The sequence below is a fragment of the Corynebacterium sp. NML180780 genome, assembly GCF_007786415.1.
GTDB classification, from domain to species: Bacteria; Actinomycetota; Actinomycetes; order Mycobacteriales; family Mycobacteriaceae; genus Corynebacterium; species Corynebacterium gottingense.
In genome coordinates, this window is record NZ_VNKN01000021.1 from 23813 (window position 1) to 33877 (window position 10065).

The 10065-nt window shown below is 61.5% G+C and carries 10 protein-coding genes, 1 pseudogene and 1 riboswitch; of the genes and pseudogenes, 7 read left to right on the forward strand and 4 right to left on the reverse strand.

What is annotated here, in order from left to right; translation table 11 throughout:
* Positions 1-179: 179 nt before the first annotated feature.
* Entirely contained in the window at positions 180-1952 is a 1773-nt protein-coding gene (locus FPP74_RS11740) for a BCCT family transporter (protein WP_186439446.1), read from the reverse strand.
* 224 nt (positions 1953-2176) lie between these two features.
* Between FPP74_RS11740 and FPP74_RS11745 the strand changes: the two genes are divergently transcribed.
* The 3 genes from FPP74_RS11745 (at position 2177) to thiC (ending at position 5589) form a co-directional block, all read left to right on the forward strand.
* Entirely contained in the window at positions 2177-3121 is a 945-nt protein-coding gene (locus FPP74_RS11745; RefSeq protein WP_144718750.1) for a cation diffusion facilitator family transporter, read from the forward strand.
* 17 nt (positions 3122-3138) lie between these two features.
* On the forward strand, positions 3139-3642 hold the full coding sequence (locus FPP74_RS11750) for a hypothetical protein (RefSeq protein WP_144718753.1): 504 nt from the start codon (positions 3139-3141) through the stop codon (positions 3640-3642).
* Between the two features lie 64 nt (positions 3643-3706).
* Positions 3707-3819, forward strand: a riboswitch (TPP riboswitch).
* Positions 3817-5589: a phosphomethylpyrimidine synthase ThiC gene (gene thiC / locus FPP74_RS11755; RefSeq protein ID WP_095537091.1), complete on the forward strand. Its 1773-nt coding sequence runs from the start codon at positions 3817-3819 to the stop codon at positions 5587-5589. Its footprint overlaps the riboswitch before it by 3 nt.
* Here thiC and FPP74_RS11760 read toward each other — a convergent pair.
* The 3 genes from FPP74_RS11760 to FPP74_RS11765 all read right to left on the reverse strand — a co-directional run bounded on the left by FPP74_RS11760 (position 5586) and on the right by FPP74_RS11765 (position 8065).
* On the reverse strand, positions 5586-7007 hold the full coding sequence (locus FPP74_RS11760; protein WP_144718756.1) for a cytosine permease: 1422 nt from the start codon (positions 7005-7007) through the stop codon (positions 5586-5588). The genes thiC and FPP74_RS11760 overlap by 4 nt on opposite strands.
* 71 nt (positions 7008-7078) lie before the next feature.
* Complete coding sequence (locus FPP74_RS12330) at positions 7079-7240, reverse strand: hypothetical protein (RefSeq protein WP_158221641.1); 162 nt, start codon at positions 7238-7240, stop codon at positions 7079-7081.
* Positions 7241-7405: 165 nt separating this feature from the next.
* Positions 7406-8065: a helix-turn-helix domain-containing protein gene (locus tag FPP74_RS11765; RefSeq protein WP_144718759.1), complete on the reverse strand. Its 660-nt coding sequence runs from the start codon at positions 8063-8065 to the stop codon at positions 7406-7408.
* A 145-nt stretch (positions 8066-8210) separates the two neighbouring features.
* Here FPP74_RS11765 and FPP74_RS11770 point away from each other — a divergent pair.
* From FPP74_RS11770 to FPP74_RS11780, 4 genes and pseudogenes are all read left to right on the forward strand, one after another.
* Positions 8211-8363, forward strand: a pseudogene (locus FPP74_RS11770) (IS6 family transposase); the annotation flags it as partial.
* Between the two features lie 195 nt (positions 8364-8558).
* A complete protein-coding gene (locus FPP74_RS12335; protein ID WP_158522248.1) occupies positions 8559-8726 on the forward strand; it encodes a hypothetical protein in 168 nt (55 codons plus the stop codon).
* A 37-nt stretch (positions 8727-8763) separates the two neighbouring features.
* On the forward strand, positions 8764-9144 hold the full coding sequence (locus FPP74_RS11775) for a hypothetical protein (RefSeq protein ID WP_144718762.1): 381 nt from the start codon (positions 8764-8766) through the stop codon (positions 9142-9144).
* A 754-nt stretch (positions 9145-9898) separates the two neighbouring features.
* On the forward strand, positions 9899-10065 hold a 167-nt coding region (locus FPP74_RS11780), incomplete at its 3' end, for a transposase (RefSeq protein WP_144717136.1).

The window sequence follows — 10065 nt, forward strand, 5'->3', positions numbered from 1 at the left end:
GGGCGTCGAGAAGCTGTCCCCAGCTCGGCAGACTCACAGAAACTACGCAATGCGCAGTTTCCTCAGCATATGTTCGAATGCGCGGCGGGACCCAAACTCCTGTTCCCCACTCACGACACGAAAAAGGCTGAGAAAACTACGCATTGCGCAGTTTTCTCAGCCTTCGGCGCCGATCGCGCCTACTTCGGGTCTTGCTGCTCCACCCAGTTGACCTTGGAACCAGCCTTCGGCTCGCCGTCGCCGGAGACCTGCACATCCTCGCCGAGGATGAGGGAGTCCTCGAGGCGCCAGGTCCCCTCCTCCGCGTCGTACTCAAACTCGGGCCGGTCGACGGGGTTGCCCTCGGCGTCGTAGCCCGGCGCGGGCTTGTTCTCGCCCTCCTCCAACTTCTCCGCGGTGTCGGTCTTCTCCCACTGGCGGGAGCGGTAGCGGCGGGCGGCGGCGGAGTCGTCCGTCATCGCCTTGACCAGCGACCACATCATGATGAAGTACGTAATGAAGAACGGGAAGGCGATGATGATCACCACCTCCTGGAGAGCTTGGATGCCGGAGTCGTTGATAAACAGCAGCGCGCCGGTCACCAGGCCGACGGCGATGACCCAGCCAACCCGGTAGAACACCGGGGACTTGTTCTCCTCGCCGGTGGCGAACATGTCCACCACCAGCGCGGCGGAGTCCATAGAGGTGACAAAGTACATCACGATGACAAACAGGGCGACCGCGCCGGTCACCGCGTACAGCGGGTACTCCGCCAGCAGCGAGAACAGGGCGCGCGGGGTGTCGCCGTCCTCCACCACGGGTTTGGTCAGCACGCCCGGGTCCTCGGCCTCCATCTCCATCGCGGCGCGGCCGAAGATGGAGAACCAGATCAGGTCGAACACCGTCGGCAGCAGGATGGTGCCGCCGATGAACTCGCGGACGGTGCGGCCGCGCGAGATGCGGGCGAAGAACATACCTACGAACGGGGACCAGCAGATCGTCCAGGCCCAGTAGAACGCCGTCCAGGTGGCGTGCCAGCCCGGGTTGTCGTTATAGGAGTCCACCCAGAACATCAGCTCGGGCAGCGAGTTGCCGTAGATGCCAAAGGACTCCGTGATCTGCCCCATCAGCGCCAGCGTCGGGCCGGAGACGAGCACGAAGAGCATGAGGAAGATCGTCGCGCCGATGTTCAGGTTGGACAGGAACTTCACGCCCTTGTCCAGGCCGGTGGCCACGGACAGGCACGCCGCGATGGTGATGAACAGGATGATGCCCAGCTGCACCGGCGTAATGAGCGGCACGCCCCACAGAATGTTCAGGCCCGCGGAGATCTGCAGGACACCAAGGCCCACAGAGACGCCGAGGCCGAAGATGGTACCGATGATCCCCAGGGCGTCGAGAAGCTTGCCCGGCGTCTCGTACACCCGACCGCCGAGCAGCGGAGCGAACATCGACGACATGCGCGCCGGCATCTTGCGCTTGTACACGAAGTACCCGATGGCCAGGCCGGGCAGGGTGAAGATCACCCACATGTGGATGCCAAAGTGGTAGTACGTGAACTCGAAGGCCTGCACGATCGCCTCGCGGCTCATCGGTTCCATATCGCCGCGCGGCGGGTTGTACGCGTGGTTCAGCGGCTCCGCGGCTCCCCAGAACATGAGCGTCGCGCCCATGCCGGCGGCGAAAAGCATGGCGAACCAGACTGGGTAGCTGTATTCGGGCTCGTCTTCGTCGTCGCCAAGCCGCATGTTGCCAAAGCGGGAGACGAAAATAACGATGAGGAAGATGAACACTGCGGAGATACCGCCGATGTACATCCAGGAGAAATTGTCCATTAGGAACCCGGAGATCGAGCTGTAGAGCTGGCGGGCGCGATCACCGAACGCCAGCGTCGCCGCCACGAAGACGACGATGAAGCCGAGCGATGCCCCGAAGATCACCGGATCAGTTTGAAGGCCACGCTTGCGTGCCATGGTGTTTTCCAATCGTTGGGAACTCAAATCGGTGACCATTGTAGGGCACTTGCTTATCGACGCCCTGCTACACTCTCTCTCCGTTGAAGGGGAGTAGCCCGCAATCGGTTGTTCGACATACTGGCGCACGCGCCCGGGCAGCCGGCTCCGGATTGGAGTGAGCGAGACCTTCGGACCGTTGCACACACGGCGCCGAAGCGCCCCAATTGTGGGAGGACACTCGCATGCCTGAACTGCCCCCTTCACTCCAAAAAGAGCAAAAGATCCTGGAACGCTTCATGTGGCTTTCCATCGCTGTATCAATCCTCACCATTGCGTTAAAAATGATCGCAGCCTGGGTCACCGGCTCCGTCGGCTTCATGTCGGACGCAATCGAGACCGTGATCAACTTCGTGGCCGCCGTCGTCGGCCTCTGGGCGCTCAAGCTGTCCGCGAAGCCGGCGGACGCGAACCACAACTTCGGACACTCCAAGGCTGAATATTTTTCCGCCCAGGTGGAGGGCTCGCTCATCCTCGTCGCGGCCGTGGCCATCATCTACACCGGCGTAGAACGGCTCATCTCCCCGCAGCCGGTGGAGCAGCTCGGCGTGGGATTACTGTTCTCCGTCATCGCCGCCGTGCTCAACGCCGCCGCCGGGTACGCGCTCGTCCGCGGCGGGAAGCGCTACCGCTCGGCGACCCTGGAGGCGGACGGGAAACACCTGCTCACGGACGTGTGGACCACCGTGGGCGTGATTGTCGGCATGGCGCTCGTGGCGCTGACCGGCTGGCAGGTCCTCGACCCGATCGTCGCGCTGCTGGTTGGCGCAAACATCCTCTTCACCGGCTTCGTGCTGTTACGCAGCGCCATCTTAAGCCTGCTGTCTGAGGCTTTGCCCGCGGAGGAGCTTGCAAAACTCAACGCATTTCTGGATGCATTTGCCGAGCAAAACGGGGTGGCGTTTACCTCCGTACGTACGGCTGCGTTTGGTCGCGAGCGGCTCATTAGCCTGGTCATGCAGGTGCCGGGCGAGTGGACGGTGTCGTACGCGCACGCCCACGCCGACGAGATCGAAGCCGGCATGGCCAACGCACTGGGCTCCGCAGAAACGATCGTGCACGTCGAGCCGCTCGGCTACACCACGCGCACCGGGCCGCTTTGGTCCAAGTCGCTAGAAAGCCCGCGATAATCGATACACTTGCACCCATGCTCGCCGTGATTCTGGTTGCAGAAGTATTGTTTTGGATTTGTCTACTGTCAGGACTCCTCGCACGGTACAAGCTGCACATGCCGAAAGTCGGGTTGGCGCTCCTGTTCACGACCCCCATCATTGATCTCGGCTTGCTGGCCTACGCTTTCTACGACCTTTCCGCCACCCACCAAGCCGGTTTCTTCCACGGGTTCGCCGCGTTTTACGTCGCGTTTTCCCTCGTCTTCGGCCTCGACACCATCCAGGCTGCGGACCACAAGTTCAGGGGAACATCGGAACTCCACCGCGAAGGTTTCGCCAGAAGCACCGCCAGCAACGTGGTTCGCTGCGGTATCGCGGCGGCGCTGACGGCAACACTCCTGGTCGGGCTCATGTTGGTCACCGGAACGGCAGGCAGCTTCTGGCTGATGTACTGGCTCGTGGCCACCTTGTTCACTCCCCTCGAATGGTGGCTCATCGATCGGCGGCTGCAGAAGCGCAGGAACCAGGCAAATCCTTAGCCTCAGCCGGAAAGTGAGCTCCCCCAATGGCAGCGCACGCCTGTTAGCCGCTACACTCGTTTACGCAATCCCACACGGGCGCCCCAAGGTAGGGGCTGAGATCGCGCTACACGCCGCGCGGGCACCGTCCGAACCTGTCCGGTTAGCACCGGCGAAGGAAGTTGAAGGAGTGTCATGACTGACGCCTACGCTCAAGAAATCCACCGCAAGCACAGCTACGCACCGCTGCGTAAGAACGGACTCGAGGTCCCCGAGACCGCGGTCGCGCTGGATGACTCCCCCACCGGCCCGAACGAGCCCGTGAAGCTCTACCGCACCCGCGGCCCATGGGCGGAGCCGGAAGAGGGCCTGCCCGCGCTGCGCAGCGAGTGGATCGCCGCCCGCGGCGACGTTGCGGAGTACGAGGGACGCCAGCGCAATTTGCTTGACGACGGCACCCGTGCCGCCAAGCGCGGCGCCGCCTCCGAGGAGTGGCGCGGAGCCCGCCGCGCGCCACTGCGCGCCACGGAAGGCAAGCGCGTGACCCAGATGGCGTACGCCCGCCGCGGGGAAATCACCCCGGAGATGGAGTTCGTGGCGCTGCGCGAGCACTGCGACGTGGAAAAGGTGCGCGAGCAGGTCGCCGCGGGCAAGGCGATCATCCCGAACAACATTAATCACCCGGAGAGCGAGCCGATGATCATCGGCAACGCGTTCTTGACCAAGATAAACGCCAACATTGGCAACTCCGCGGTCACCTCGTCCATCCGCGAGGAGGTGGACAAGCTGCGCTGGGCCACCCGCTGGGGTGCCGACACCGTGATGGACCTGTCCACGGGCAATGACATCCACACCACCCGCGAGTGGATCCTGCGCAACTCCCCCGTCCCGATCGGCACGGTTCCGATCTACCAGGCGCTGGAGAAGGTCAATGGCGTGGCCGAGGACCTGACCTGGGAGATCTTCCGCGACACGGTCATCGAGCAGTGCGAGCAGGGCGTGGACTACATGACCATCCACGCCGGCGTGCGTCTCCCCTTCGTGCCGCTGACCTCGAAGCGCGTGACCGGCATCGTTTCCCGCGGCGGGTCGATCATGGCCGGCTGGTGCCTGGCGCACCACAAGGAGAGCTTCCTCTACGAGAACTTCGACGAGCTCTGCGAGATCTTCGCCCAGTACGACGTCGCCTTCTCGCTTGGCGACGGCCTGCGCCCCGGTTCCATCGCCGACGCCAACGACGCCGCCCAGTTCGCCGAGCTCAAGACCATCGGCGAGCTATGCAAGCGCGCCTGGGACTTTGATGTCCAGGTCATGATCGAGGGCCCGGGCCACGTACCCCTGAACAAGATCCAGCTCAACAACGAGAAGGAAGAAGAGTGGTGCGGCGGCGCCCCCTTCTACACGCTTGGCCCCCTGGTCACCGACATCGCGCCCGGCTACGACCACATCACCTCCGCCATCGGCGCGGCAAACATCGCCGCCGGCGGCACCGCGATGCTCTGCTACGTCACCCCGAAGGAACACCTCGGCCTGCCCAACAAGGACGACGTGAAGACCGGCGTGATCACCTACAAGGTCGCCGCGCACGCCGCCGACGTGGCAAAGGGCCACCCGGGCGCGAGCGACTGGGACGACGCGATGAGCAAGGCCCGCTTCGAGTTCCGCTGGGAAGACCAGTTCGCGCTCTCCCTGGACCCGGACACCGCGCAGGCCTACCACGACGAGACCCTGCCTGCCGAGCCCGCGAAGACCGCGCACTTCTGCTCCATGTGCGGCCCGAAGTTCTGCTCCATGCGCATCTCCCAAGACATCCGCGACGAATTCGGCGACAAGATCGACGCCGTCCTGGACGCTGACACACAGCAGACCATCCAGAACCTCGGCATCCCGACGCTCGCGGTCGGCGAGGAGCAGATGGCGGAGAAGTTCCGCGAGGAAGGCTCCCAGGTCTACCTGCGCGCGGACTAGCGCTCCTGCGCGCGCACTCGCCCGCGGCGCACCACCCACGCCGCGACCAGCGAGAACACCAGCGCCACAAGCACGCCCAGGTTCGCATCGGCCCACTGCTCCCCCACCAGGGGGAGCAGGTAGCCCTGCCAGTTATTCCACGCCGCCTCCTCCGCGAACGCGTTGGCCACCAGCCCCCACCCCAGGATCGATGCGATCGCCAGAATGCTTATCGACGCCACATCCACCCCGCCGTAGCGCCCCGCTGGATCGTAGAGCGCGGCCTCGTCGTAGTCCTGCTTCCGGCTATAAATGTCCGAGATGAGGATGCCCGCCCAGCTCGCCAGCGGCACGCCCAGGGTAATGAGGAACGACTGGAACGGGCCGAGGAAGTCCTGGGCGAAGAAGACGACCCAGATCGTGCCGACGGTCAGGATCACGCCGTCGACCGCCGCGGCCGCCGGGCGCGGAATGTTGATGCCAAGCGTGAGCAGCGTCAGGCCCGACGAGTAGATACCGAGCACCGCGCCGGACACGAGGGCCAGCACCGCCGTGATCAGGAACGGGACCAGCACCCAGGTGGGCAAGATGACGGCGAGTGCGCCGATGGGGTCCTGCGCGATGGCGTCGGCAAGCGATGCATCCGAACCCGCCAGCAGGAGGCCGAAGACGATGAGCACCACCGTGGCGACGGAGCCGCCGAACGTGTTCCAGAAGATGATCGCGCCGTCGGAGGTGTCGCGGCGCTGGTAGCGCGACCAGTCGGCGGCGATGTTGATCCAGCCCAGGCCGAAGCCGGTCATCGCCATCACGAGCGCACCGACCACGGCGCTTGCGGGCCCGGACGGAATAGCGCGGACGGCGTCCAGGTCGATGTGCGGGATGGCGAGCACGGCGTAGATGATGGTGACCGCGCCGGTGAGCCACGTGAGCACGGACTGCATCCGAATGATGGTGTGGTAGCCCAGTACGGACGCCGCCACGATGAGCGCCGCGACGATGACGGTGGCAATGACGGTGACAGCCGTGCCCGGGTCCGCACCGAGCTGCCGCAGCACGGTGTTCGTAGCAAGCACCGCCATGATGGAAAGGAACGTCTCCCACCCGATGGAGGTGAGCCAGGAGATGATGCCGGGCACTTTCTGGCCGTGCACGCCGAACGCGGCGCGCGAGAGGACCATCGTTGGCGCGGAGCCTCGCTTGCCCGCAACTGCGATAAGACCGCAGAGGAAAAACGAGAACGTCACCCCGACTGCGGTGACGAGAGCCGCCTGCCAGAACGAGATGCCGAACCAAAGGATGAACGAGCCGTACGAGATACCGAAGACGGAAATATTTGCCGCGAACCACGGCCAGAAGAGGTCGGAGGGTTTCGCGGTGCGTTCAGATTCAGGGACGATGTCGATCCCGCGGGATTCTATAAGTGGTGTGCCTTCCATAGCAGCAGGTTAGCCCCACGACTCCCTACCGTGGGCCGTTTCAACGACTTTTATTCCGCGCAGCGGCGGGGCTAGGCCGCTTTTGGCTGCGGAGCGGGTTCCGGGGCGGGTTCGCGGACCAGCTTGCCGTTCGCGTCGTAGCTGTACTCATTACCGCCATACTTGAGGTACACGACCGTGGCGATAATGAAGATGACAATCATGGCGATGTCTGCGTAGGTCTCGATGCTCATGGTCGGCTCTTTTCGACTCGAAGTAGCTCGTGCGGCGGAAAAGTACTGGTCCTTCCCTACTCCCCAGCGTAGACCTGTTGTGAGGCGTTCCCCAGCGCACGGGGTGTTGGATATGTCTCACCGCGCAGCGCAAAGCCCCTCACCGACATCACTGCTGGTGAGGGGCTAAAGAGCCATTCGCGAAACTCTCTTACCACCCAAAACACACCCCTTCCCCAAACCGTCCCCGGAAGTATTCCCCGAATTCCCCGGAACCACCACGACAATCCCCAAAGAACACCCACTGACCAGCAAGAACAGCATCCCGGAATACGGAAGCGAGGCGACAAACACACTGAGCCTGCTTGGACGTCCCCCGGTGGGGTCGAACAAGCGCATCTTCGTTCCTGCCCAGTCCACCTGCATAGTGTGAGCTGGTGCGTGCACGATCCGGGCGGTTACCCCGGTGGCATCTACGTGCTGCGCTACAAGCTGGCGAAACCGCTCGTAGCTGTAGTACCGCTGGCCCGGCAGCGCTGGCGTTGAGGTGTACTTGCCCCACAGGACCTGCAGCGTGGTCTTATATCTTCCGGTCCGTGCTTTCACCACGGAATCGAAATCGAACGGGACGAACACACCCTGACCTGTGGATCTTCCGTCATGAAACAGCACAGCTACGGCTTCATCATTGAGCCCAGCAAGCTGGGCCGTCGTCGTGATCTGCTCTGCTTGCAGCACCTTACGAACTTTTTGCACGGTGGAATGCGAGCATCCCATCGACGCTGTGATCTGGCGAACGGACCAGCCTTTGAGCACAAGGTCCATCACCGCCCTGTAGTCAGTCACAATCAGACTCCTTTGGCAATGCCGCGTGCCATGAAGTCACGCGGTCACCAAAGAGTTTCCCCCGAAAACTGCAGTGTTACTCGATACTCACCATCGCGCTACTCGATACTCACCACGGTGTTACTAAATGCACGCGCGCAACACGAAAGGCGCGTTTAAGAACCGGACATCTGCATATCGGACGTTGAAAGGGATGGAGGCGATGCACTCATTGCGGAAAGGGCAAGGCGCGATGTTTGCCTACGGGCAACCGAACCCGGACGCGGTGATCGTCAACCGGGTCTTCGAGACGGCCTGAGAACGCCCACACGCAGCGGCCATCAGGGAATGAGAAACTGAGTCTTCGCTGCTCTCCGCCCAACTTTGCAACAGCACCGCAAATGGTTATTGACTGCATTTTTCATTCGTCGTAGGCTTGAGGTAAGCCGATGACGAGCCGGGCATCTTGGAATTCTGGAAAAGGGTTCACCATGTTCAAGAAAGGTTGGCGTGCGTGAGCGCCACGGCATTGTTTGCGCTGATTTCGACATTTTCAATGCAGGCTTCCGCAGATGAGGTAAACAAGTACGTTCCCGTAGAGGGGAGCGATGTGTCAGTGATTGGAGCTAACACCGATTCCAGTGGTGGCGAAACAGAGGCGCAACTGAAGGTGGGGGGATAGCTTTCGCATTGAGGGGCCAGCCGGAACCAAAGTTAAATTGCTGGGCGATTCCAACTTCCTTGAAGTAGTAAAACCTGGCGGTGAAGTGGGGCTCTACGCAGTCACACCAGCTGGCCTTGAATTTGAGGTCAAAGACACTGTGGTGACGGTCGTTGTTCTTCCCTCCAACCACGTTGCGGAGCGTGCAGCCGCCGAAAGTAATGATGAACCAATCAAGGCTACTTTTGGTCTGTCCCTAATCGACCGTGTGGACATTGTAGGACAGCCCGAAGGTACGCGATACATGGTCTTTCCTACGGTCTTGGGAAGGGCAATGCAGTCACCAATCCCTGAAACTGCAGGTTGGAATGAAGCAAAATCCAAGGGGGTTGCGGATACCGGTTGTGTGTCACCCGCTATCTCAAGTCGTCCGAGTTAAGCCTAGTTGAAACTTGGAGGATTGGCACCCTGATGTTGGACTTCCTAGAACAATAGCAGAACGATGTAATCTGGGGTGGGTGGAGACGACTAGCCACAGAAACCCGTGCTAAAACAGCAAACATGTCTTGAGGAAGGTGGCATTGATGCGTAAACAGAAAAGCGCAGCCTACTGGTGGAGCGTTACTGTCGTTGTAGTGCTGTTCATCGCAACGCTTGTAATCAATTATCTAGCAGGACTAAGTGCTGATGAATCATACTTTGGAGCACATTGGTGGCATCGTCTGGCGTGGGTTACGCCACTGTTGTTCTTGGCTTCTTTGATTTGGGCTTGGTTCGAGCACAGGAAGGTGCATCGGTATCCGCATTGACCCATACTTAGTAGCATCGGGCGTGAATGGGAAGGAAGCCTTTGCGCTTGGGTGAAAGATGCTTTTGCTCTAGTGGGGAGTGTCGATCCTGCTTTAGCCAATTGGATGACCGGGACTAACACTGTTAGAGCGGTGTATTACAGGCGTCCAGAATATGAACAGGTCAACAGTGAACCGGCCTGAGTTGGTGAGAGGGCATGATGTAACACAGGAGGAACATCATGGCTATCAGCCCCTACGACCAGGAGACCCGCCAGCGGGCGGTGCGCCTGTACTTGAACTGTTCGGAGTACCTAGGCATGGTGGTAGATTACCTTTCTTCCCAACCCAACCGTGAAGCGTCCTGGGTTTAGTTCCTACCTCTGCTAAGGAAGGATTGGCACTATGCCCAGAAAGTATTCCGCCGAATTCAAGGAGAAGGCGATCCATCAAGTCCTAGAGATGGTCCGTCTGGAGTCCTGCTCACGGCAACGCGCGTACGAGGAAGTCGGAGAGCTCCTTGGCGTGTCCCACCACACGTTACGCGCCTGGTACCGTGACAGCGTCGCCCA